The following is a 23010-nucleotide window of genomic DNA, read 5'->3' on the forward strand; positions in this document are numbered from 1 at the left end:
CTGCAGGCCGGCCACCACACAAGGAATCCCAGCATGACCCAAGCAACCTACGAGACCGGCGCACTGGCGTCGGTCCGCCAGCGCCTCGCCGCCGCCGAAGCCGACGGGCAGACGGAGTACGAATGCATGGGCCGCAGTTTCGCGGTGCATGACGGCGTATTCCCGCCGACCCACTTCCAGTCCACCGGCATCTTCACCCGCCACCTGCCCTACCCCCGGGGCGGGCGCCTGCTGGAGATCGGCTGCGGCGCCGGCGTCACCGCCGTCACCGCCGCCCTTGAAGGCTGCCGCGAAGTGGTGGCCAGCGACATCAGCGAGGCGGCCGTGCGCAACACCCGTGCCAATGCCGCGCGCCATGGCGTGACCGGGAAGATGTCGATCCGCCAGGGCGACCTGTTCGAGGTACTGGAGCCGGGCGAGCGTTTCGACGTCATCTTCTGGAACTCCAACTTCGTCTTCGTCGAGGCCGAACACGTCTTCGACAAGGCCATCATGCTCGCCTTCTGCGACCCGGGTTACGCCGCCCACAAGCGCTTCCTCGACGAGGCCCCCGAGCATCTGGCCGACGGCGGCATGCTGCTCATGGGCTTCAGCAGCCAGGGCGATGGCGGTGCACTGGAGGCGATGCTCGCCGAGCACGGCTACGGCTCGCGCCGGGTCGCCTCGGTGACCGGCCAGGGCGCGGGCGCACCGCGCTACGACATCCTCCAGCTCCTGCCGGGTGCGCACGCACCCGCAGGCGCCTGACCGGCAGCGACGGAGCCTCATCGTGAGCACAGGCCAGAAGACCCAGCACGCCGCCGTGGCCATCGTCGGCGGCGGCCCCGTGGGGATGATGCTCGCGCTGTTCCTGGACCACCACGGCGTGCCCGTGGTGCTGTTCAACAGCGAGCGCAACACCCGCTGGCACCCCAAGGGCAACACCCATAACTCGCGCACCATGGAGCACTACCGGCGCCTGGGCCTGGCGGAGGCCATCCGCCGCCTCGGCCTGCCCGAGGACCACCCGCGCGATGTCGCCTACTTCACCCGCCTCAACGCCTGGGAGCTGGCGCGCCTGGACATGCCCTCCGAGCGCGAGCGCATGGCGGCGGCCCGCGCCGCCGAGGACACCGACCAGGTGCCCGAGCCGCTGCTGCGGGCCAACCAGATGTACGTCGAGCGCTTCCTCCTCGAACACATCCGCACCCGGCCCAACATCCAGCTGCGTTTCGGCTGGCGGGTCAGCGGCTTCGAGCAGGACGCCGACGGCGTGCGCCTGATGGCCGTGGAGAGCGCCAGCGGCGAAGCCCTGGAGCACTGGCGCGCCGACTACCTGGTGGGGTGCGACGGCGGGCAGAGTTTCGTCCGCCGCACCCTCGGCATCGGCTACCTGGGGCCGGACGGCTCCAGCGGCGGCTTCCTCAGCGGGCGCATGTTCTCCAGCCACGTGCGTGTACCTGCGCTGCACCGCGACATCCTCCCCGACCGCAAGGCCTGGATGTACAACGTGGTGGCGCCCGACGCGCGCATGCTGCTGATCAGCCTGGATGGCGAGGACGAGTTCCTGCTCATGACCCAGGCACGCTCCCACGACGAGATGCCCCAGGACGACCGGGTGATCGCCGCCATCCGCCAGGGCGTCGGTGCCGAGGTCGAGGTCGAGGTGCTGGCCCATGCCGTGTGGCATGGCGGCCTGGCCCTGGTGGCCGAGCGCTTCTCCGACCGCCGCGTGTTCCTCGCCGGCGATGCCACGCACCTGTTCTCGCCCACCGGCGGCTTCGGCATGAACACCGGCATCGACGGCGCCGCCAACCTCGCCTGGAAGCTGGCCGCCGCCGTCCAGGGCTGGGCCGGGGAAGGGCTGCTGGCGTCCTACGAGCTGGAGCGGCGCCCGGTCACCCTGCGCAACACCGAAGCCGCGCGCCAGCTCACCCAGCGCGTGGGCAAGGTGGAGGTGCCCGCCGCCGTCGAGGCCCGGGGCACCGAGGGCGACCGGGCGCGCGCGCAGCTCGGCGTGTCGCTGCGCGGTTTCCGGGGGCAGTTCACCTCCATCGGCGTCGAGCTGGGCGCGCGCTACGACGGCTCGCCCATCGTCTGGCAGCAGGGCCAGCCGCCGGCGGACGACCCCCTGCACTACCGGCCCAGCACCGTGCCCGGCGGGCGCCTGCCGCACCTGTGGCTGCCCGCCGGCGACGGCACGCGGCGTTCAGTCTTCGACCTGCTCGGGGCGGGGTTCACCCTGCTCCGGGTCGGGCCCGATGCACCCTCGGTGGAGCGCCTGCGCGAGGCCGCCGCGGCCCGGGGCATCCCGTTGACGGTGGTGGAGCTGCCGGCCAGCGCGCGTGACTGCTACCGGGTCGCCTTGTTGCTGGTGCGCCCTGACCAGCACATCGGCTGGCGTGGCGACGACGTGCCGGAAGACGCCGGCGCGGTACTGGAAAGGCTGGTGGGGCACGGCTGCGCCGTGCACCCGAAGGAAGGCCAGGCGCTGGTTGGCGTCCTGGGTGCGGTTGGCTAGATCAACGACCGGGTCGACGACCCGCAAGGAGGATGTATGAGTTCACTGGAAGCCGGCTTCGAAGTCGGCGCGGTGCTGGAGCAGGACCTGCAATCCGACTACGCCGAGGACGCCGCGGAGAACGCAGCGGCCTTCGCCCTGATCGAGGACGACCCCGATCCGCAGGTGGTCAACGGTGAGCCGGAGGGTGCCTCGATCCGCTTCGTCAAGACCGGCGAGACCACCCGTGGCCGCTACCTGATGGCCAAGGTGGAGATCCCCCCGGCTCGGGCCCGCCGCTGCACGTGCACACCCGCACGGACGAGTGGTTCTACGCCCCCGACGGCGGCGTGGTGATGCTCATGGGCACGCGCACCTACACCGACATGGACAACCCGCCGGACGTCTCCGGGCGCGACACCATCCGCATGATCCCCATGAAGAAGGGCGCCATGGTCTTCGGCCGGCGCAACCACATCCACGGCTTCCTCAACATCTCCGACAAGACCGTGATGATGTGGCTGGTGTGGACCCCCGACACCCCCGAAGTGACCTTGAAGGACTACTTCGAATCCATCGCCCGGCCGATCCTCCCGGGCGTCCGAGGCGCACGCAACAACCCGATCGTGCAGCTCAAGGCGGTCAGCGAGGCGCGCGACTACGGAATGATGTTCAGCACCGATTTCTGGCAATACGCCGAGAAGGTGGAGGAGGGCGAGGCGCCCTTCGGCAAGAACCTGGACGGCCTGATCAGGCTGTTCGAATCCGCCAAGCAGGCGTGAAGACGCGACAACCCAACAAGGAACGAGGTGACACATGAGTATTCTGGCGAACAAGACCGCGATCGTGACCGGGGCCAGCTCCGGCATCGGCTTCGAGGCCGCGAAGCTCTTCGCGAAGGAGGGCGCCAAGGTGGTGGCCGTGGCACGCCGGGGCGAGGCCCTGGAGCGGCTGGTGGACGAGATCACCGCCGCCGGCGGCGTGGCCGTGGCCCTGGCCGGCGACGTCAAGGACGAGCGCTGCGTGCGTGAAGCCGTGGCCCTGGCGGTGAGCCGCTTCGGCGGCCTCGACATCGCCTTCAACAACGCCGGCTCCATGGGCGCGCTGGGTGCGGTGACCGATATCAGCGTCGAGGGCTGGCACGACACGATCGACACCAACCTGACCAGCGCCTTCCTCTGCGCGCGCCACCAGATCCCCGAGCTGCTCAAGCGCCCCGGCGGCTCGCTGATCTTCACCTCCTCCTTCGTCGGCCACAGCGTCGGCTTCCCCGGCATGGCCGCCTATGCGGCGAGCAAGGCCGGCCTGGTCGGGCTGACCCGCACCCTGGCGGCCGAATACGGCGCCCAGGGCCTGCGCGTCAACGTGCTGCTGCCGGGCGGCACCGACACCGAGATGGGCCGCGCCGCCGCCTCCACCGCGGAGCAGAAGGCCTTCGTCGAGAGCATCCACGCGCTCAAGCGCATGGCGCGCCCGGAGGAGATCGCCCAGTCGGCGCTGTACCTGGCCTCCGATGCCTCGAGCTTCGTCACCGGTACGACCCTGTTCGTGGAAGGCGGCGTGACCATCACCCGCACGTGAATCGGCGGGGGCCTCGCGCCCCCGCTCCAGGAAGCCGACCCGTTCAGGAACGAACATGAAGAACCGCAACCCTTTCCCGTCGCTCGATCCGCTCGTTGAAGGCGCAGCCGGCTTCGGCGCCTCCGGCCGACGCGATTTCCTCTCCCGCCTGCTGGCCCTGGGGGCTGGCGCCGGTGCCGCGAGCCTGGGCCTGCTGCCCGCCGCCACGCTGGCCGGCGAGCCGGGTGGCCGCCCGTCCCACCGCCAGGACTACGACTACGTGATCGTCGGTGCCGGCTCCTCCGGTTGCCTGCTGGCCGACCGCCTGTCCGCCACCGGCGCCTCGGTGCTGCTGATCGAGGCCGGCAGCCACCGCATCGACCAGCCGAAGATCCGCGAAGTGGCGCTGTGGCTGCAGAACATCGGCAGCGACACCGACTGGGCCCGGCAGAGCACGCCGCAGGCGCAGCTCGACAGCCGCCAGCAGGCGCTGGCCGCCGGCAAGGTGGTGGGTGGCTCCGGCAGCATCAACGCGATGATCTGGCTGCGCGGCGACCCTCGCGACCTGGCCCAGTGGCAGCGCCACGTCGGCGGCCCCTGGAGCGTCGAGGCGCTGCACCGCGCCTACGACGACATGGCGCGCCCGGTCGGCAGCCCCGGCCAGGGCCCCTCGCGCATCCGCGTCGGCCGCTACGCCGACCCGCACCCGCTCACCGCCGCCTACCTCGGCGCCAGTGCCGACACCGGCCTGCGCACCATCGAGCTGAACGCCGGCCGCCCGCTCAACGGCGCCGGGGTCACCGAGGTCAACGCCACCGCCGACGGCTACCGCGTCGGCCCGGCCCAGGCCTTCCTGGTGCCGGCCCTGGCGCGGCGCAACCTCAGCGTGCTGTCCGACGCGCTGATCACCAACCTGATCATCCAGGGCAACCGCTGCCAGGGTGTGCGCGTGCTGGTGGACAACGCCCTGGTGCAGATCCGTGCCAGCCGCGAGACCATCCTCTGCGCCGGCACCTGCGAGTCGCCCAAGCTGCTGATGCTCTCCGGCATCGGCCCGCTGGACGAGCTGCGCGCCCAGGGCATCCCGGTGCGCCAGCACCTGCCGGCGGTGGGGCGCAACCTGCAGGACCACCTGCTGCTGAGCCTGCAGTACCGCTCCCGGGTGTTCGTGCCGCCGCAGCTGTCCAACGGCGTGTCGACCATGTCGTACTACAGCAATGGCCCGGCGCACCTCGCCCCGGACGTTCAGGTGGCCGGCATGCAGTACCCCTTCGGCCCGCTGCAGGCGCCGGCCGGCGGCTCCTACACCCTGATCCCCTTCCTCGCCAAGCCGCGCAGCCGTGGCTGCGCGCGCCTGGCCGGCACGGACCCGCGCCAGAGCATGCTGCTGGACCCGGGCTACCTCGGCGAGCGCATCGACCGCGACAACATGGTCTTCGCCCTCGAGCGCGGCCTGGCCCTGGGCGCGAGCCGGGCGCTGGCCGGGTTCAACGGCGGCCTCTACCCGGCGGACCCACTGCGCACCTACGCCGAGAAGCTCGCCTTCATCGCCCGCAACGCCGGCCCCGGCCTGCACTACACCGGCACCTGCTCCGCCGGCCGCGACCCGGCCAGCAGCGTGGTGGATTCGCGCTTCAGGGTCTGGGGCGTGGACGGGCTGCGGGTGGTGGACGCCTCGGTGATCCCCGAGATGCCGGCGGTGAACATCCACGCCTCGGTGCTCAGCGTCGCCCAGCTCGCCGCGCGGGTGCTGGTGGAGGAGCGCCGCTCGCACCATCACCCCGCAATGGCCTGAGCCGCTGCCCGCGCCTGACCGGTGCGGGCCTTTTCCCAACGAATCCGAGGCACCGCCATGAAGACCCTGCTGGCCGAGAAGGCCGAGTTGATCGACCAGAGCGTCGACGCCATGAAGACCCACCTGGTGGCGACGGAGCGGCCATTGCGCGAGAAGGTCGCGCTGACCTGCCGCATCCTCTTCACCCACGGGCATGATTCCGGCCTCGCCGGGCAGATCACCGCGCGCACCGAGACCCCGGGCCGCTACCTGACCCAGCGCCTGGGGCTGGGCTTCGACGAGATCACCCCGGCCAACCTGCTGGAGGTGGACGAGGACCTGGTGGTGATGGCCGGCGACGGCATGGCCAACCCGGCCAATCGCTTCCATTCCTGGATCTACCGCGCGCGAGCCGACGTCAACTGCATCGTCCACACCCACCCCATGCACGCCAGCGCGCTGTCGCTGCTGGAACGCCCGCTGAAGGTGGCGCACATGGACAGCTGCATGCTCTACGACGAGGTGTCCTTCCTCGCGCGCTGGCCGGGCGTGCCGGTGGGCAACGAGGAGGGCGAGCTGATCGCCTCGGTGCTGGAGCACCGGCGTGCCGCGCTGCTCGCCCACCATGGCCTGGTGATCGCCGCGCGCAGCGTCGAGGAAGCCTGCGTGCTCGCCGTGCAGGTGGAGCGCACGGCGCGCATGCAGCTGCTGGCCGAGGCGGCGGGGGAGATCCGCGACATCGACCCGGCGCTGGCCCGCGAGGCCCACGACTGGATCCTCCAGCCCACGCGCAGCCGCGCCACCTTCGACTATTTCGCCCGCCGCGCCCTGCGCGAGCTGCCGTTCTGACCCATCACCCTTTCCTGCGAGGTATCGCCATGCAGCACTCCCTGCTTTCCAAGAACGCCCTGGTCACCGGCGCCTCCCGTGGCATCGGCAAGGCCACGGCCCTGGCCCTCGGCGCCGCCGGCGCCTATGTGCTGGTGCACTGCAACCGTGGCCTCGACGAGGCCCACGGCGTGGTCACCGAGATCCGCGACCGGGGTGGCCGCGCCGACGTGCTGGTGGCCGACCTCGCCAGCGCCGAAGGGCCGCGCATCCTCGCCGCCGAAGTGGGCGAGCGCGTGCGTCGCCTGGATGTGCTGGTGGCCAGCGCCGGCATCGCCCAGACGGCGAAGCTGGAGGACACGCGCATCGAGGACTTCGATCGCCTGTTCGCGGTCAACGTGCGTGCGCCGTTCTTCCTGGTCCAGCAACTGCTGCCGTTGCTGGGCGAGGGCAGCAGCCTGGTAATGATCTCGTCCCTGGGCGCGCGTTCGGCGGTCGGCGATATCCCCGCCTACGCCGCCACCAAGGGCGCGCTGGACACCCTGGTGCTGCACTTCGCCCAGGCGCTCGGCGGGCGTGGCATCCGCGTCAACGGCCTGGCCCCGGGGGTGGTGGACACCGAGATGTCCAGCTTCGTGCGCAGCGACGAGGGGCGCGACTTCGTGCTCGGCATCCAGGCGCTGCAGCGCGTGGCGCAGCCGGAGGACATCGCCGATGCGGCGCTGTTCCTGGCCTCCGACGCCTCGCGCTGGATCACCGGGGACATCCTCAGCGTCGACGGCGGCACCAAGCTGTAACCACGGGCCGCCAGGGGTAGACACCATGAACATGAAGACCGAACTGCCTGCCGGCGCGCCTGCGGCCCACGCCGGTGCGTCGAGGAACCTCGAACTCGACCGGCTGCGTGCCATCGCCGTGCTGCTGACCTTCTACGTCCACCTGTACCAGGTGTTCTACCCCTGGACCTTCACCATGCATTACCCCAAGCCCGAGTCGGTGCTCGACCTGTTCGGCAACGCCTGGGCGGGGGTCGATCTGTTCTTCGTGATCTCCGGCTACATCATTTCGCGCACCCTGCTGGAGCAACTGGACGGGTTGCGCAGCGGCGTGCAGCGGGCGGCCTGCATCAAGGCCTTCTACGTGCGCCGGGTGTTTCGCATCCTGCCGGTGGCCTGGGTGGTGGTGGCGCTGGTGATGGCCTGCAGCCTGTTCCTCAACCAGGGGCAGTACTTCGCCTCGCCGGTGTACAACGCCCAGGCGGCGCTGGGCATCTTCACCTACACCTTCAACTTCTGGCTGCCGGACAACAAGATCGCCGAAGGCGTGCCGCTGGCGCCCTACTGGAGCCTGTCGGTGGAGGAGCAGTTCTACCTGTTCTACCCACTGTTCCTGCTGGTGCTCAAGAGCACCCGGGCGCGGGTGATGGCACTGGTGGGCGGGCTGCTGCTGGTGAGCCTGGTGCTGCGGCCTTTCAGCCTCTCCGACCCGATGAAGGTGTTCTTCTTCACCCAGACCCGCTGCGACGGCCTGCTCTATGGCTGCCTGCTGTACCTGGCCACCACCCAGAGCTGGTTCGAGGCGATCCGCGTGCGCGCCGGCCAGTACCGCTACGCCGGGGCTTGGGTGGTGGTGCTGCTGGCGCTGGTGCTGGGCAGCGTCACCGCCATCGGTTTCGGCAACACGCTGGCGATCCCGGTGGTCTGCGCCTTGTCGCTGGTGCTGGTGTTCATGGCGGCCTGCGAGGGCAACCTGATCGTCTTCCCCCAGCCGCTGCAGTGGGCGCTGGACTACCTCGGCAAGCGCTCCTACACGCTGTACCTGGTGCACATCCCGATGTTCTACCTGACCCTGGAGCTGATGTTCCGCTACACCCGCAGCGAGGGCATCGCCATCACCGATGCGCTGTGGCCGCAGTACACGGTGCTGATGCTGGTGCTGGTGTTCGGCGCCACCGAACTGATCCACCGCACGGTGGAGAAGCCGATGATCGCCTTCGGCAAGCGCATCGCCGGGCGCGCGCGCGTGCCAGCCGAGGCCGCCCCGCAAGCCCTGGCGCCCACGCCGGCCCCTTAGGTGCCGGTGCGGCGTCGGGTTGGGTAGCGTGGATGACGCTTCCTCCATCCACCGTGCGGGGGCGGGTTTCGATGCAACGCTTCGGGCATGACGGCGTGGCCCTGTTCGACCCCGCCTGGTGGAGGTGAAAAGCGACCTCCACCCTACACAGCGGTCACCTCCACGCGGGGCTCGGAGGACCTTTGTAGGGGCGACTACGGTCACCCAGCGGCGCGCAGCGCTGCCGTTCCTGTGGGAGCGAGTTCATTCGCGATCAAGCTTCACCTGAACATCCAGTTCCCCCGCCTTCCACATCCTGTACCGCTCCGGCATGCACACGGCGCAGGGCCGGTAGCCGGCGGCGAGCGCCGTGGCCTCGTCGAGGAAGAACACCCGCTGCGCCTGGTAGCCGCCACGGGCGAGGGCCTGCAGGGCGCTGCGGCAGTCGAGGCGGCCGTAGAGCTTGTTGCGGCGGTGGCCGCCGAGGGTGCCGGGTCGGTCGCTGGGGCAGGGGCGGCCGTCGGCGCCGAGCAGGGTCCAGGTCTTCGCCGGCATGGCTCAGCGCCCGGCCGGGAAGCCCAGCTCCAGGCTCAGGCGCTGGCCGCTGCGCACACGGCTGGTGCCGTGCTTGAGGCCGGCGCCGTAGCGTTGGCCGAGGCTGTTGCGCACCGGGCGGCGACCGTCGCTGAACAGCACGGCATCGCCCTGGCGCAGGGGCAGCACGGTGGCGCGCGATTGCATGCGCGGGCGCTGCTCGGTGACGACGAATTCGCCGCCGGTGAAGTCGCTCCGGGGGCAGGCCAGGAGAATGGCCAGGCGCAGGGGCAGGGCAGCGGTGCCGTCGCCTTGTCGCAACGCCAGGTACTCGCCCGTGCCGAGATGGCAGAGCCGTGCATCGATGGCGCCGGCCGGCCCGGTCGGGTAGCGCCCGGGCTCGTCCAGTTCCTCGCTCCAGCGATTGGCCAGTCGGGCCAGCGTGGAGTAGAGCCCGTCGCCGAGTTCGCCGAGTTCGCCGGGCAGGGCCCCGGCCGTGGCGAGCCACTCGCCGCAGCCGGGTTCGAGGGGGGCGAGGCGGGTGCCCATGCCCTTCGCCTGCCGGCGCCACTGCTGCACCGTGCCCGCATCCAGCAGGCCGGGCAGCAGGGCGTAGCCGTCTTCATCCAGGCAGCGGATCAGCGACGGCCAGTCCAGGCTCATGGCTGCGCCACGGCCTGCTTGGCACGGGGCGGCACGCTGGGGGCGGCTGTCGGCTTGGCTTCGCGTTGCAACAGCTCGCGCTTGCGCTCGATGCCCCAGCGGTAGCCGGAGAGGTCGCCGTTGCGTCGCACCACGCGGTGGCAGGGGATGGCAACGGCGATGTGGTTGGCACCGCAGGCCTGGGCCACCGCGCGTACCGCCTTGGGCGCACCGATGCGTTCGGCGATGTCGGTGTAGCTGACGGTGGTGCCTGGCGGGATGTCCCGCAGGGCCTGCCACACCCGTTCCTGGAAGGCGGTGCCGCGGACGTCCAGGGGCAGGTTGAGGCCGAGCGAAGGCGCTTCGATGAAGCCGACGACCTGGGCCACCAGGCGCTCGAAGTCCGCGTCGCCGCCGACCAGCTGGGCCTTGGGGAACTGGTCCTGCAGGTCGCGTACCAGGGCGTCGGGGTCGTCGCCCAGGAGGATGGCGCAGACCCCGCGCTGGCTCTGCGCGACGAGGATGGCGCCCAGCGAGCACTGGGCCACGGCGAAGTGGATCGAGGCGCCGGCGCCGCCATCGCGGTATTCGCTGGCGCGCATGCCGAGCAACTGGTCGGAGGTTTCGTAGAAGCGGCTGTTGGAGTTGAAGCCGGCGCCGTAGATGGCGTCGGTCACCGAGGTGCCGACATCGCTGAGCTCGCGGCGCAGGCGGCGGGCGCGGTAGGCCGAGACGTAGGCCTTCGGGGTCAGCCCGGTCTCGGTCTTGAACACCCGGTGGAAGTGCGAGGGGCTCATGCCCGAGCGCGCCGCCAACTGGTTGAGGTTGAGCGGCGAGTCGGCGCCCTCGATGGTGCGGCAGGCCTCGGCGATCAGCGCGGCGCGGCGGGCGGCGGTGCTGGTGCGGTCACCCGCCAGGCTGCGGCTGGCGCGATAGCCGGCGGCTTCGGCGGCGGCCGGGGTGTCGAAGAACTCGACGTTCTTGCGGTTGGGCAGACGGGTCGAGGAGCTGGGGCGGCAGTAGACGCCGGTGGTCTTCACCGCGTAGACGAACTGGTCGTCGGCGGCGCTGTCGCGGGCCCTGACGGCTGCCCAGCGTTGATCGTCCGTGATGTAGAGAGCGGTTTCTTGCAGGTTCCTGCTCATGGTGGTTATCCAGAAAGACCGTTGACTATTGCAGGTTAAAACCGAACCCGAACGCAAGAACTCCGGTTCTTGCGTTCGAATTCTCCGTGGCGCCGCCTGGGCGTTCCGATGCGGGCGCAGGGGCACCGGGATCAGGAAGGATGGACGCCTTCCGCCTCCCGTGCCGGGCGTTGCGTCAGAACAGCGCGGCGGTTCGCGGCTCGGCCACGACGGGGCGCAGGGCCTTCTCGTGCTCCAGCAGCCAGCGCTTGCGCTCCAGGCCCCAGGCGTAGCCGCGCAGCTCGCCGTTGGCGGCGATCACGCGGTGGCAGGGGATGACGATGGCGATGGGGTTGGCGGCGTTGGCCACGCCGATGTCGATGGCGGCACGTGGGTCCTCCAGGCCCAGGTCGCGGGCCAGTTGGCCATAGCTGCGGGTGGCGCCGGCGGGAATCTGCCGCAGCGCCGCCCAGACCTGGAGCTGGAAGGGCGTGCCGTTGGGCTCCACGACCAGTTCGTCGAGCGCATCGCAATCGCCTTCGAAATAGCGGCGCAGGGCAGTGGCTATCGCCTTGGGCGCCGGGATCTCGGGGAGGTCCTTGGCGCTCGGGCGATCCTTCAAGGAGCGCGTGAGCTGGCGCTTGTAGTCGCCGAAGCCCAGGGCGCGGATGCGTTGCTGTTCGTCGGTCACCAGCAGCAGTTCGCGCAGGGGCGAACTCAGGCGGCTCATCATCAATGTCATGGCAATCTCCTTATCGCAGTCGAGTGACGCTGTGGGGACGGAGCAGGAAGATTTCCCCGCTGTCCAGGTGCAGCTCGGTTCGGCCCGAATCATCCGTGTGCCAGCGGGCCTGCCTGGCATCCACCAGTGCCTGGAAGGCACTGATCACCCGCAGGCGCGCGGCCGGGTCGTCCTCGCTCGGGCCGGTGGCTGCCGTGCCGGGCTTGAGGAGGGCGGCAGGGCCGATGTCCTGTAGGCGAATGGGCATGTTCAGCCCGCCTGCCGGGAGGCGGGGAGGAGGGGTGCGTTCATCCGCTGCCCTCAACTGGCGTCATGGAAGATCAGCCCCAGGGTGCGGCGCTCGCCGCTCCTGATCAGGCTGACGCCGTGGCGCATCGCCGCGCGTCGGAAACCGCCGCGCTTGCCGGGCACCGGGCGCAGGTCCACCGGGAAGAGCACGGCATCGCCCTTGCCCAGTGGCACGACGTCCGCCCGCTGCTGGCCGGCGATGTTCTCGGTGAGGACGAACTCGCCGCCGCTGAAGTCTTGCTCGGGTGCCGACAGCAGGATCGCCAGCTGCAGCGGGAAGACGTGCTCGCCATAGAGGTCCTGGTGCAGGCGGTTGTAGCAGCCCGGGCCGTACTGCAGCAGCAGGGGCGTGGGGCGGCACTGGCCGGCCCGGTGGCAGCGGGCGAGGAAGGCGTCGAGGCGCTCGGGGTAGCGTGCGTCGAGGCCCAGGTGCTGGTTCCAGCGATTGGCGATGGCCGCCAGCGGCGGGTAGAGGCGGTGGCGCAGGCGCCCGAGCAGCGCGGGCAACGGGTAGGCGAAGTACTTGTACTCGCCGCGGCCGAAGCCCTGGCGCTCCATGACGATGCGCGAGCGGAATCCTGTGTCCTGGCTGTAGAGCGAGGCGAGTCGGGCGCAGGCGGCATCGTCCAGCAGGTGCGGTATCAGGGCGCTGCCATTGGCGTCCAGCTCGGCCTCGAGGGCCGGCCAGTCGAGCTGTCCGATGCGCTCCAGCGTTGGATCGGGCACGGCCCGTTCGAGGGTGGCGGGCGGGTTCATGGCGTGGAGAAGTCCCCGGCGCTGAAGGACAGGCCCACGCGCGCCAGGCGCGAGACGGGGGCGATCGGGTGGATTTCGGAGAACAGGCAGGTTTCCGCTTCTTCCTGCTGGTTGCACACCTGCTCGATGCGCTCGAGAAAGCGCGAGAGGTGCGGTGATGGCTCGCTGTCCGGGCGCAGCAGGTAGGTGGTCAGCACCGAGTCGGGCACGGACAGGGCGCGGGTGACGATCTCGCTGCCGGGCAGGTAGCTCTGCTCGGTGCCGCAGATCAGGGCGACGCCGTAGCCGGCCGAGACCAGGGCCTGCATGGTCTCGCGGGAGATGTACTGCTCGACGATGTTCAGCGAGGCTTCTTCGGATTCGCTCAGGTTGGCCTTGAGCATGCGGCTGATCTGCTGGTGCTGGCCCTCGTGCACCTCGGGGTGGCTGAGGATCAGCGGGTGGCGCGCCAGTTCCTTGAGCGGGATCTTGCGATGCGACAGCAGCGGGTGGCGGGCGGGCAGGGCGGCGACCAGCGGATCGCTCCAGATCGGCCGGATGCAGAGGCCGTCGACGGCGTTGTCGGTTCGCGCGAAGCCGACGTCGTAGCTGTGGTCGAGCATGCCCTTGACCTGCTGGGCGTGGCTCACTTCGAACAGGCGAATCTCCGTCTCCGGCTCTTCCTGCCGGCAGCGCGCCAGCAGGTCGGCGAGCTTCTGCGGGGCGATGCCGTCGGAGACCGCGACCCGCAGCGTGCCGCGAAAGCCCATGGCGACGCCGCGCATGTCCATCCGCGCCTGCTCCAGGGCGGCGAAGATGCGCTTGGTGTTCTCCAGGAAGACGGTGCCCGCCCAGGTCAGCTGCACGCCCCGCGGGTTGCGCTCGAAGAGCAGGGTGTTGAGGTCCGACTCGAGTTCCTTGATGGCCCGGGACAGGGGCGATTGCTCGATGTGCAGGCGCGCGGCGGCGCGGGTGAAATTCAGCTCCTCGGCCACCGCGAGGAAATAGCGAAGATGACGTAGTTCCATATGTGACTCTCTCCTGTCTGTCATCGACCCTGGTTCCGGGCCGTGCCCGGGTTGCTGCGTTCCTCCAGCCCTTACTGCGTAGTGGTCCTGGTGCGCGAGTGGCCCGGGTAGCGCCGATCCGATGGCGCAAACGCCCTGGCCAGACGCGTTGCGGGGCTCAATATCGGCGTGAAGAGAACGTCCCGCACTCCGTTTCTTGCGGTCGAATCTGCAGGATGGGAGAGGGCGACGGACGGCTGTGGCGCACAGCGGTGCGCGAGGGGGACGAGCGGCGGGGAGGCCGGCATCGCGGGGATGCCGGCCAGTGGATCAGTGGAGCTTGAGGCGGGGGTCGGTGCTGCGGCCGATGCGGTCGCTGAGCATCAGCAGCAGGGTGCGGAAACTGCCGTAGAGCGCCATCTGGTGCATGCGGTAGAGCGAGATGTAGAACATGCGCGCCAGCCAGCCTTCGAGCTTGACGCTGCCCATCAGGTTGCCCATGAGGTTGCCGACGGCGCTGAAGCTGGAGAGCGAGATCAGCGAGCCGTAGTCCTTGTAGCGGTACTCGGGCAGCTCCTGCTGGCCGGCGATGCGCAGCTTCAGTGACTTCACCAGCAGGGAGGCCTGCTGGTGGGCGGCCTGGGCACGGGGCGGGACGTTGCGGTCGCTGTCGTCGCCCAGGGGGCAGGCGGCGCAGTCGCCGAAGGCGAAGATGTTCTCGTCGCGGGTGGTCTGCAGGCTGGGCTTGACCACGAGCTGGTTGATGCGGTTGCTCTCCAGGCCATCGAGCTCCTTGAGGAACGCGGGCGCGCGGATGCCGGCGGCCCAGACCTTGAGGCTGGCGGGGATCTCCTCGCCCTGGGCGGTGCGCAGGCCTTCGGCGGTGACTTCGCTGACCGCGGCGCCGGTCATCACGGTGACGCCCAGTCGCTCCAGGGTCTTGTGCACCGGCGCGCTGATGCGCTCGGGCAGCGCCGGCAGCACGCGCGGGCCGGCCTCGATCAGGGTGATGCGCATGTTCTCCGGCTGGATGCTGTCCAGGCCGTAGGCGGCCAGCTCGCGGGCGGCGTGGTGCAGCTCGGCGGCCAGCTCGACGCCCGTGGCGCCGGCGCCGACGATGGCGACGCTGATCTGGTCGCTGTTGCCTTCACGGGCGTGGGCGCGCAGGTAGTGGCTGAGCAATTGGCGGTGGAAGCGCTCGGCCTGCTCGCGGGTGTCGAGGAAGATGCAGTGACGCGACGCGCCTTCGGTGCCGAAGTCGTTGGTGGTGCTGCCGACGGCGATCACCAGGGTGTCGTAGGCCACTTCACGGGCGGGTACCAGTTCGCGGCCGTCCTCGTCGAGGGTGGCCGCCAGCTGGATGGCCTTGCGCTCGCGGTCCAGCCCACTCATGCGGCCGAGCTGGAACTCGAAGTGGTTCCACTTGCCCTGGGCGACGTAGTTCAGCTCGTTCTCCGTGGAGTTCAAGGAGCCGGCGGCCACTTCGTGCAGCAGGGGTTTCCAGATGTGCGTCAGGTTGGCGTCGGCCAGGATGACCTTGGCCTGGCCTTTTCTGCCCAGGGTTCTACCCAGACGGGTGGCGAGCTCCAGGCCGCCGGCGCCGCCGCCGACGATCACGATACGATGGGACATGGGGATATCTCACAAGGCTATAGGAATTCTTATGTGTCGCGCCGGGCGAGCGCAGGAGGCGGCTCATAGCACCAGTCGCGCGAGTAGGCGGCTCAGCAGGCCCAGGCCGATCACCATCACCAGCAGGATCGCCAGCAGGCGCCAGGGCTTGAACGGCTCGCGTTCCACCTGGTGCTGGGGGAGATTCAGGTACTGGTCGACCTTCTGCTGGTCTTCGGGTGTCAGGCGGCTGGTCATGGGAAGCCTCGACGGGGGAATGGGCTCATTCTAGCTGCGTGTTTCGACAGGGCTCAATCGACGGCGCGAATAATTCGACTGCTGCGTCACAGGCCGATCCCGGCATCGAATATCACTGTTCGACCCAGGTTGGCGCGCAGAAACTCCGGGGCATCCGGATGGGCGAAGAGCACGCGGGCATAAGTGGAGCCGACGATGGAGAGCGAGCGCCAGCCCTGGCGGAGGAATTCCGTGGGCGGCGGGAAGGGGCTGTTGAAATCGGGCACCGAGCGCTTGAGGTTGACGAAGGCGACCAGGTCGAGTTCGCCCGGGTCGAGGCCGCGCTCGGTGTAGTTGTGGGCCTTCTTGCGCAGCGTCGGGGCGAGTCGGCCCTGCAGCTCGGCGGTGGCGATGCGCTTGGGCCGGGCTTCGCGGCGCACCAGTTGGGCGAGGGAGAAGGCGCTGCGCCGGCGCTCCAGCTCGGCACGCCATTCATCGTTCAGCCGACGGCCCTCGTCGAGGACGAAGAACACCTCGAAGGCGGCGTCGCGGAACAGCACGTCCGGCGGCTCGCTGCCGGTGCCGAAGTCCTCCAGCCGATGGGGCACGTTGAGGGCCTGCAGCAGGCGCTGGCAGACCCAGCGCTCGCGTTCCCACTTGCGGGCGTTGGAGAGGAAGTCGTTGGCCTGTTCCGCCTGGCGGGTCAGCAGGCGCAGGTAGTCGGATTCGTCCATGAGCGGAGCTTAGCCTCGCCGCGCCTCGCTGTGGTAGCCCGACGCGGCATACGGGCACGGGCCGTGCGGCGGGCCTTGGTATAGACTCGGGAGCCTGTTCTGGAGCCTGCCATGCAACCGCGCACCGTCATCCCCGCCGACCATTCCCGACTGCTGGCCCTCTGGAGCCGGACGCCGGGTATCCGCCTGCGTCCGGAGGACGAGTACGCGCCGTTCTGTGGCTATCTCGCGCGAAACCCGGGGCTCAGCCTGCTGGTGGAGGCCGGCGACGAGGTGGTCGCCTGCCTGATGGCGGGGCACGATGGCCGCCGCGGCTACCTGCAGCACCTGGTGGTCGAGGAGGCCTTTCGCGGGCGCGGGCTGGCGCGGCGGATGCTCGAGGAGGTGCTGGCGCGGCTGGCCGAGCAGGGCATCGGCAAGTCCCATGTCTTCGTCTTGCGCGATGCGCCGCAGGCGCTGGCCTTCTGGCAGGCGCAGGAAGGCTGGGGCGAGCGTGGGGATATCCAGGTTTTTTCCACAAGGGGAGCGAGTGAATGAAAGCGGTTTTCGTGGTGGTGCTGATGGCGTGGATGGGGCTTGCCCAGGCGCAGGAAGAGGGTTCACGGCTCGCGCCCTGGACGCTGCTGGACCAGTACGACCAGCCTTACACCCTCGACGACGGGCTGCGGCTGTTGCTGGTGGCCCGCGACATGGACGGCGCGAAGCTGGTCAAGGCGGCGTTGGAGGGGCAGCCCAAGGGCTACCTGGAGGCACGCAAGGCGGTGTTCCTCGCCGATGTGAGCCGCATGCCGGCGGTGATCGCCAAGCTCTTCGCGGTGCCGGCGATGCGTGACTACAACTACCGGGTGATGCTGGACCGTGAGTCCCGCGTGGCGCCCCGTTATCCGGCCGAGGCGGGCAGCGTGCTGCTGTTGCGCCTGGAAGGTGGCGTAGTGCGTGAAACCCTGACCTTCACCGATGCCGCGGCGCTGCGTGCCGTTCTCGAGTCCTCCGCAGAGTGATCGCGTCCCAGCTGCTCTCCACCACCAGCCTCGGCCTGGGCTGGGCGATCTACCTGCCGGCCATCGCCTGGGCGGTCTGGCGGGCTCCGTGGGTCGAGCTGTTCAGCGATACGCGGCGGCAGCACCTGCTGTTCGGCACGGTGCTGGCGTTGTTCCTGCTGTGGATGGTGCGGCGGGATTTCGATTCGGGCGTGTCCTACCACTTCATCGGCATGACGGCGGTTACGCTGCTGCTGGACTGGCCGCTGGCGGTGCTGGGCGGCGTTGTGGCGCAGCTCGCCTTGCTGGCGCTGGGGCGCCAGGACTTCGCCGCGCTCGGCATCAACGGTGCGCTGCTGGTGCTGCTGCCGGTGCTGGTGACCGAGTGCTGCGCCATCTGGGTGGAGCGCTTCCAGCCGCGCAACCTGTTCGTCTACATCTTCTGCTGCGGCTTCTTCCCTGCCGCGCTGGCGGCGCTGCTGTGCACGCTGCTCGGGCTGGGCATCCTCTGGCTGGACGGCATCTTCCCGATGCCTCCCTGGCTGGAGGACTTCGTCGGCTACCTCTGGCTGGTGATGTTCCCCGAGGCCTTCATCAACGGCACGGCGGTGACGGCGCTGGTGGTGTTCTATCCGGACTGGCTGGAGACCTTCAACCGCTCGCGCTACCTGCAGGCGCCCTGGAAGGACGACGAGCCGAAGTGATGGCCGGGAATTCACCAGGGGCATGACGCCTGGCGGCTTGATCCCGATCAATTATCCACAGCCTCCCGCACACCGATCATGGCGCCTTCACAGACGATGAGCGGGAGATGGCCATGCACAAATGGGCGCGCGAGATGCTGGATCGGGAGCTGGCGGTGGCCGGCGCGGCGGGGATGGACGAGGCGTTGGCGCTGCGAGCACTGCTCAGCGAGGTGGTGGAGCGCAGCAAGGCGGTGCGGCCGATCGAGGATCTGGCCCAGGAGCTGTGTTTCCTGGCCGACAACCTCGATGACGACCGCGACTACGCCTTCATGCGCCCGTGAGGCTCAGTGACCGCGCTCGGGCAGGTCGCTGGAGAAGAGATCGTCTTCCTGGATGTCGCCGGGGATCGCATGTTCCTCGGCGGCCCAGGCGCCCAGGTCGATCAGCTTGCAGCGTTCGGAGCAGAAGGGGCGGCTGGGGCTCTGCGGGCCCCACTCGACGGGGGCGCCACAGGTGGGGCATTCGACGGTCATGGGTTGGCTCATGCTTGGCCTCCGCGCAGGGTCAGGTAGAAGGCGTGCAGGCGTTCGACTTCACGCTGCAGCCATTTCAGGTCACGGTCGTTGACCAGGACGTCATCCGCCGCTTCCAGGCGTTTTTCGCGGCTGGCCTGGGCCTTGAGGATGGCGCCGACCTGTTCTTCGGACACTTGGTCCCGGGCCATGGTGCGTTGGATCTGCACCGCTTCCGGTGCGTCGACCACCAGCACGCGCTGGGTCATGCGGTGCTGGCCGGACTCGATCAGCAGCGGCGAGACGAGGATGGCGTAGGGTGACTGGGCGCTGGCGAGGTCGCGGACGATCTCCTCGCCTATCAGTGGGTGCAACAGGTTTTCCAGCCAGCGGCGTTCTTCCGGGTGTTCGAAGATGCGCTGGCGCAGCGCTGCGCGGTCGAGCTGGCCATCGGCCTGGAGAACGTCGCTACCGAAGTGCTCGGCGATCTGCGCTAGGGCGGGTCGGCCAGGCTCGACCACCCAACGCGCCGCATGGTCGGCGTCCACCAGGTGCACGCCGAGGTTGCCGAAATGGGAGGCGACGGCACTCTTGCCGCTGCCGATGCCGCCCGTAAGGCCAAGGATCCAGGGTTTGTTCATCAGAAACCGGCGAAGTGGAGATAGGTCCCGGTTATTTGAACACCCCAGAGCAATGCAATCCAGCCGGCAATGGCCAGGTAGGGGCCGAAGGGGATGGGTGTGCTGCTGTCCGCGTCGCGCAGCTTGAGGATGATGATCCCCAATATGGCGCCCACCAAGGACGACAGCAGGATGGTCAGCGGCAGCACCTGCCAGCCACCCCAGGCGCCGATCATCGCCAGCAGCTTGAAGTCGCCGTAGCCCATGCCTTCCTTGCCGGTCACCAGCTTGAACACCCAGTACACCGACCACAGGCTGAGATAGCCGCCCACCGCGCCCCAGAGCGCATCGCTGGGCGTGGCGAACATGCCCTGGTTGTTGAGGATCAGCCCGAGCCATAGCAGCGGCAGCACCAGGGAGTCCGGCAGCAGCTGGTGGTCGACGTCGATCATGCTCATCGCCAGCAGGCCCCAGGTCAGCACCAGGAAAGCCCCGGCCTGCCAGGTGAAGCCGAAATGCCAGGCGACATAGGCCGACAACAGGCCGCACGCCAGCTCTACTAGCGGGTAGCGTTTCTTGATCGGCGCCTTGCACGAGGAGCACTTGCCACCCAGGGCCAGCCAGCTGACCACCGGGATGTTCTCCCAGGCCTGGATCTCATGCTGGCAATGCGGGCAGCGCGAGTTCGGCAGGATCAGGTTGAAGGTCTCGCCCTGGGGCTCCGCCGGAAGCTCCAACGCCTCCCGTGCCTGCGCCTTCCAGTCACGGAACATCATCACCGGCAGGCGGTAGATCACGACGTTGAGGAAACTGCCGACGAGAAGGCCGAGGAGGAAGATGCAGAAAACAAAGGCCGGCAAGTTGCCGGCCATAAATTCAACGAGGGACATGTATCAGACCACGGAACCGAGCTGGAAGATGGGCAGGTACATGGCGATGATCAGGCCGCCGATCAGTACCCCTAGAACCGCCATGATCATCGGTTCCATCAGGGCTGTCAGGCCATCAACGGCGTTGTCGACCTCTTCTTCGTAGAAGGAGGCAACCTTGTCGAGCATGGTGTCCAGTGCACCGGATTCCTCACCGATGGCTGTCATCTGGATGGCCATGGTCGGGAATACGCCAGTAGTACGCATCGAAAAGTTCAGTTGCATACCGGTGGAAACGTCTTGTTTGATCTTATTCACTGCGCGTTTGAATACTACGTTACCGGTTGCTCCTGAAACGGAGTCCAGGGCGTCGACAAGCGGTACACCCGCAGCGAAGGTGGTTGCGAGGGTTCGTGCATAACGGGCTACGGCGGATTTATAGAGGATGTCGCCTACTACCGGAATCTTCAAGACGGCTTTGTCTATCCAGTCACGGAATGCTTCTGACCTCTGGTGGGCTTGCTTGAGTCCATAGATTGCACAGAAAAGCACTATTACAACGATAAACCACCATTCCTGCAGTACTTCGGACATCCAGATGACCATCAAGGTGAATGCGGGTAGCTGTGCGCCGAAGTTTTCAAAGATCGACTGGAACTGCGGCACCACCTTGATCAGCAGGATGGCGGAAACGATGACTGCGATAAGTACAACGGCAATGGGATAGTTCATCGCCTTCTTTATCTTGGCTTTCAGGGCCTCGGTTTTTTCCTTGTAGGTTGCTACACGGTCTAGCAATGTCTCGAGTGCGCCTGCTTGCTCACCCGAGTCCACCAGGTTGCAGTACAGGTCATCAAAGTACTCGGGGCGCTTTCTTAGAGAAGTGGCAAAGCTGTTACCAGCCGCGACGTCCTGTTTGACATCATCGACTAGCTTGCGCATGTTCGGGTTATCAAAGCCCTCGCCGATGATGTCGAAGCTCTGTAGCAGGGGCACACCCGCTTTCATCATCGTCGCCATCTGGCGCGTGAAAAGCGCGATGTCGAGAGGCTTGATCTTCTTGCCGCCACTGAAGAGCGATACTGGCTTTTTACGGACTTTGGTGGGGTTGATGCCCTGCTTGCGAAGCTGGGCCTTGACCAAGGCAGGGTTGGTGCCAGAAATTTCGCCGGTGACCTTGGTGCCTTTTCGATCGGTGCCTTCCCATTTGAAAAGACTTGTTTTTAACGCTTTTTCCGCCATGGATTAGTCCTTGGTCACGCGGTTGACTTCCTCGAGACTCGTCACGCCTTGCATGGCCTTAAGCAGGCCCGAGGTGCGCAGATCGTTGAACCCATCTTTGCGCATCTGCGCAGCAATATCGATGGAGTTGCCTTCTTCCATGATAATCCGCTGCAGGGCAGGCGTGATTTTAACTACTTCATAAATACCTACCCTGCCTTTGTAGCCGCCCTTGCAGCTTTCACAGCCTACAGGCCCGAAAATCTTGAAGGAGCCAACCTGGTTTTCTGGGAAGCCTTCCTTGATCAGGGTGTCTCGAGGTACATCGACTTCCTTCTTGCAGGCGCTGCACAACTTGCGTGCCAGTCGTTGCGCGATGATCAGATTGACTGAGGTCGCAATGTTGAATGCGGGTACGCCCATGTTTCGCAGGCGGGTCAGGGTTTCGGCAGCGCTGTTGGTGTGAAGTGTGGACATCACCATATGGCCGGTTTGTGCAGCCTTGATGGCAATCTCGGCTGTTTCAAGGTCGCGGATCTCGCCAACCATGATCACATCGGGGTCCTGCCGAAGAAAGGCGCGCAGTGCTTGCGCGAAGTCCATACCTTGACGGGGATTAACGTTGACCTGGTTGATGCCCTCCAGGTTGATCTCTACCGGGTCTTCAGCCGTGGAGATATTGATATCCACTGTGTTGAGGATATTGAGACCGGTGTAGAGGGATACGGTCTTTCCCGAACCTGTAGGTCCCGTTACCAGGATCATGCCCTGTGGCTGCTTCAGGGCTGTCATGTAGAGATCTTTCTGGAAGTCCTCGTAGCCCAGCGCATCAATACCCATCTGTGCGCTGGATGGGTCGAGAATACGCATCACGATCTTCTCGCCCCAGAGGGTTGGCAGCGTGTTGACACGGAAATCAATGGATTTCGACTTCGAGATCTTCATCTTGATACGCCCGTCCTGGGGTTTGCGGCGCTCGGATATGTCGAGTGCCGCCATGACCTTCAGGCGAGCTGAGATGCGGCTGGCCAGTTGAATCGGAGGGCGGGCTACTTCATGCAACATGCCGTCTGTGCGCAAGCGTACCCGGTAGGACTTCTCGTAGGGCTCGAAATGCAGGTCGGACGAGCCACCCTTGATGGCATCCAGCAGCATCTTGTTGACGAAACGCACAACGGGTGCGTCATCGGCGTCCTGACCTGTAGCAGCATCCTGCTTGCTGTCATCTACGGCCTCGACGTCCAGCCCTTCAAGATCCACATCACCCAGATCATCGAAGGTGGTGGTAGCGCTGTCGAAGAACTTGTCGATGGCATCGCCAAGCTTGTCATCTTCGACCAGAATCGCCTCGGTGGTGAGCCCCGTGCTGAACTGGATATCGGTAGTGGCCTGGTGGTTGGTCGGGTCCGATACCGCAATGAATAGCTTGTTGCCTCGACGCCAGAGCGGAAGTGCCCTGTGCTGGCGAATCAGCTTCTCGGTGACCAGTTCCTTGGGCTGCCCCTCCTTGTCGACGCTATTGAGGTCGAGAAAGGCGATGCCGAACTGCTCGGCTGCCAGCTCGGCAAGGTCCCGGCTTTTCAGCAGCTTGTTCTGCGCGAGGTAGGTCACCAGAGAAATCTTGTTTCGCTGCGCCTGTACGAATGCTTGCTGGGCAGCGCGCTCATCCATCAGGTTGGCCGCAACCAATTGACGTGCGAGGCCGGTAAGAGTGGGAGTATCCGTCATGTCTGCTTCTGCCGGGTAAATAAGGGGCCTTATAACTGAACTCAGGG

At 67.5% G+C, this 23010-nt stretch carries 28 protein-coding genes; 13 read left to right on the forward strand and 15 right to left on the reverse strand.

Features of this window, described 5'->3' with window-relative positions; all coding sequences use genetic code 11:
• Positions 1-33: 33 nt before the first annotated feature.
• The 9 genes from PHLH3_RS05450 to PHLH3_RS05490 are packed head-to-tail and all read left to right on the forward strand — an operon-like array spanning position 34 to position 8714.
• Positions 34-747, forward strand: a complete 714-nt coding sequence (locus tag PHLH3_RS05450; RefSeq protein ID WP_173173346.1) for a class I SAM-dependent methyltransferase — start codon at positions 34-36, stop codon at positions 745-747.
• Between the two features lie 22 nt (positions 748-769).
• A complete protein-coding gene (locus PHLH3_RS05455; protein WP_213628489.1) occupies positions 770-2500 on the forward strand; it encodes an FAD-dependent monooxygenase in 1731 nt (576 codons plus the stop codon).
• 36 nt (positions 2501-2536) lie between these two features.
• Positions 2537-2836 carry a hypothetical protein gene (locus tag PHLH3_RS05460; protein WP_213628490.1) on the forward strand — a complete coding sequence of 100 codons (300 nt, stop codon included), beginning with the start codon at positions 2537-2539 and terminating at the stop codon, positions 2834-2836.
• Positions 2785-3261 carry a hypothetical protein gene (locus PHLH3_RS05465; protein ID WP_213628491.1) on the forward strand — a complete coding sequence of 159 codons (477 nt, stop codon included), beginning with the start codon at positions 2785-2787 and terminating at the stop codon, positions 3259-3261. The genes PHLH3_RS05460 and PHLH3_RS05465 overlap by 52 nt, the downstream gene beginning before the upstream one ends.
• Before the next feature lie 34 nt (positions 3262-3295).
• Positions 3296-4060: an SDR family oxidoreductase gene (locus tag PHLH3_RS05470; protein ID WP_173173342.1), complete on the forward strand. Its 765-nt coding sequence runs from the start codon at positions 3296-3298 to the stop codon at positions 4058-4060.
• A gap of 55 nt (positions 4061-4115) precedes the next feature.
• Complete coding sequence (locus PHLH3_RS05475) at positions 4116-5834, forward strand: GMC family oxidoreductase (RefSeq protein ID WP_213628492.1); 1719 nt, start codon at positions 4116-4118, stop codon at positions 5832-5834.
• Positions 5835-5891: 57 nt separating this feature from the next.
• The gene (locus PHLH3_RS05480) at positions 5892-6662 is read left to right on the forward strand and encodes an aldolase (RefSeq protein ID WP_173173338.1); all 771 of its coding nucleotides are present in this window, start codon (positions 5892-5894) and stop codon (positions 6660-6662) included.
• Between the two features lie 29 nt (positions 6663-6691).
• A complete protein-coding gene (locus PHLH3_RS05485; protein ID WP_213628493.1) occupies positions 6692-7438 on the forward strand; it encodes an SDR family oxidoreductase in 747 nt (248 codons plus the stop codon).
• A gap of 25 nt (positions 7439-7463) precedes the next feature.
• Positions 7464-8714 carry an acyltransferase gene (locus PHLH3_RS05490; protein WP_213628494.1) on the forward strand — a complete coding sequence of 417 codons (1251 nt, stop codon included), beginning with the start codon at positions 7464-7466 and terminating at the stop codon, positions 8712-8714.
• Between the two features lie 243 nt (positions 8715-8957).
• Here PHLH3_RS05490 and PHLH3_RS05495 read toward each other — a convergent pair whose 3' ends face one another.
• The 10 genes from PHLH3_RS05495 to PHLH3_RS05540 all read right to left on the reverse strand — a co-directional run bounded on the left by PHLH3_RS05495 (position 8958) and on the right by PHLH3_RS05540 (position 16347).
• The gene (locus PHLH3_RS05495) at positions 8958-9248 is read right to left on the reverse strand and encodes an Ada metal-binding domain-containing protein (RefSeq protein ID WP_213628495.1); all 291 of its coding nucleotides are present in this window, start codon (positions 9246-9248) and stop codon (positions 8958-8960) included.
• Positions 9249-9251: 3 nt separating this feature from the next.
• A complete protein-coding gene (locus tag PHLH3_RS05500; protein ID WP_213628496.1) occupies positions 9252-9890 on the reverse strand; it encodes a 2OG-Fe(II) oxygenase in 639 nt (212 codons plus the stop codon).
• Positions 9887-11014: a bifunctional DNA-binding transcriptional regulator/O6-methylguanine-DNA methyltransferase Ada gene (gene ada / locus PHLH3_RS05505; protein WP_213628497.1), complete on the reverse strand. Its 1128-nt coding sequence runs from the start codon at positions 11012-11014 to the stop codon at positions 9887-9889. The genes PHLH3_RS05500 and ada overlap by 4 nt, the downstream gene beginning before the upstream one ends.
• A gap of 175 nt (positions 11015-11189) precedes the next feature.
• Positions 11190-11735, reverse strand: coding sequence for a methylated-DNA--[protein]-cysteine S-methyltransferase (locus PHLH3_RS05510; protein WP_173173328.1), 546 nt, complete (start codon positions 11733-11735; stop codon positions 11190-11192).
• Between the two features lie 10 nt (positions 11736-11745).
• On the reverse strand, positions 11746-11982 hold the full coding sequence (locus PHLH3_RS05515) for a hypothetical protein (protein WP_213628498.1): 237 nt from the start codon (positions 11980-11982) through the stop codon (positions 11746-11748).
• Between the two features lie 53 nt (positions 11983-12035).
• Entirely contained in the window at positions 12036-12779 is a 744-nt protein-coding gene (locus PHLH3_RS05520) for a 2OG-Fe(II) oxygenase (protein WP_213628499.1), read from the reverse strand.
• A complete protein-coding gene (locus PHLH3_RS05525) occupies positions 12776-13786 on the reverse strand; it encodes a LysR family transcriptional regulator (protein WP_213628500.1) in 1011 nt (336 codons plus the stop codon). Before PHLH3_RS05525 ends, PHLH3_RS05520 begins: the two co-directional genes overlap by 4 nt.
• Before the next feature lie 309 nt (positions 13787-14095).
• Entirely contained in the window at positions 14096-15397 is a 1302-nt protein-coding gene (locus PHLH3_RS05530) for an NAD(P)/FAD-dependent oxidoreductase (protein ID WP_213628501.1), read from the reverse strand.
• 63 nt (positions 15398-15460) lie between these two features.
• A complete protein-coding gene (locus PHLH3_RS05535) occupies positions 15461-15634 on the reverse strand; it encodes a DUF3094 domain-containing protein (RefSeq protein WP_173173318.1) in 174 nt (57 codons plus the stop codon).
• An 86-nt stretch (positions 15635-15720) separates the two neighbouring features.
• Entirely contained in the window at positions 15721-16347 is a 627-nt protein-coding gene (locus PHLH3_RS05540) for a DUF1780 domain-containing protein (RefSeq protein ID WP_173173316.1), read from the reverse strand.
• 111 nt (positions 16348-16458) lie between these two features.
• Here PHLH3_RS05540 and PHLH3_RS05545 point away from each other — a divergent pair, with 111 nt between their 5' ends.
• The 4 genes from PHLH3_RS05545 to PHLH3_RS05560 all read left to right on the forward strand — a co-directional run bounded on the left by PHLH3_RS05545 (position 16459) and on the right by PHLH3_RS05560 (position 18354).
• Positions 16459-16884, forward strand: a complete 426-nt coding sequence (locus PHLH3_RS05545) for a GNAT family N-acetyltransferase (protein ID WP_213628502.1) — start codon at positions 16459-16461, stop codon at positions 16882-16884.
• Positions 16881-17348 carry an FAD/FMN-containing dehydrogenase gene (locus tag PHLH3_RS05550; protein WP_111263619.1) on the forward strand — a complete coding sequence of 156 codons (468 nt, stop codon included), beginning with the start codon at positions 16881-16883 and terminating at the stop codon, positions 17346-17348. Before PHLH3_RS05545 ends, PHLH3_RS05550 begins: the two co-directional genes overlap by 4 nt.
• Complete coding sequence (locus tag PHLH3_RS05555) at positions 17345-18031, forward strand: energy-coupling factor ABC transporter permease (protein WP_213628503.1); 687 nt, start codon at positions 17345-17347, stop codon at positions 18029-18031. Before PHLH3_RS05550 ends, PHLH3_RS05555 begins: the two co-directional genes overlap by 4 nt.
• Before the next feature lie 107 nt (positions 18032-18138).
• Positions 18139-18354, forward strand: a complete 216-nt coding sequence (locus tag PHLH3_RS05560; protein WP_213628504.1) for a hypothetical protein — start codon at positions 18139-18141, stop codon at positions 18352-18354.
• A 3-nt stretch (positions 18355-18357) separates the two neighbouring features.
• Here the strand turns inward: PHLH3_RS05560 and yacG are convergent, their stop codons facing one another.
• The 5 genes from yacG to pilB are packed head-to-tail and all read right to left on the reverse strand — an operon-like array spanning position 18358 to position 22963.
• The gene (gene yacG, locus PHLH3_RS05565; RefSeq protein ID WP_111263622.1) at positions 18358-18558 is read right to left on the reverse strand and encodes a DNA gyrase inhibitor YacG; all 201 of its coding nucleotides are present in this window, start codon (positions 18556-18558) and stop codon (positions 18358-18360) included.
• Positions 18555-19166 (reverse strand): dephospho-CoA kinase, encoded by a 612-nt coding sequence (gene coaE, locus PHLH3_RS05570; protein WP_213628505.1) that lies wholly within the window; start codon positions 19164-19166, stop codon positions 18555-18557. The genes yacG and coaE overlap by 4 nt, the downstream gene beginning before the upstream one ends.
• Positions 19166-20035 (reverse strand): A24 family peptidase, encoded by an 870-nt coding sequence (locus PHLH3_RS05575; protein ID WP_213628506.1) that lies wholly within the window; start codon positions 20033-20035, stop codon positions 19166-19168. The genes coaE and PHLH3_RS05575 overlap by 1 nt, the downstream gene beginning before the upstream one ends.
• A 3-nt stretch (positions 20036-20038) precedes the next feature.
• Positions 20039-21256, reverse strand: coding sequence for a type II secretion system F family protein (locus PHLH3_RS05580; protein ID WP_213628507.1), 1218 nt, complete (start codon positions 21254-21256; stop codon positions 20039-20041).
• A 3-nt stretch (positions 21257-21259) separates the two neighbouring features.
• Positions 21260-22963, reverse strand: a complete 1704-nt coding sequence (gene pilB / locus PHLH3_RS05585) for a type IV-A pilus assembly ATPase PilB (RefSeq protein WP_213628508.1) — start codon at positions 22961-22963, stop codon at positions 21260-21262.
• Positions 22964-23010 lie beyond the last annotated feature (47 nt).

Origin of the sequence: Pseudomonas sp. Pc102 (assembly GCF_018408275.1) — a bacterium.
Lineage (GTDB): Bacteria > Pseudomonadota > Gammaproteobacteria > Pseudomonadales > Pseudomonadaceae > Metapseudomonas > Metapseudomonas tohonis.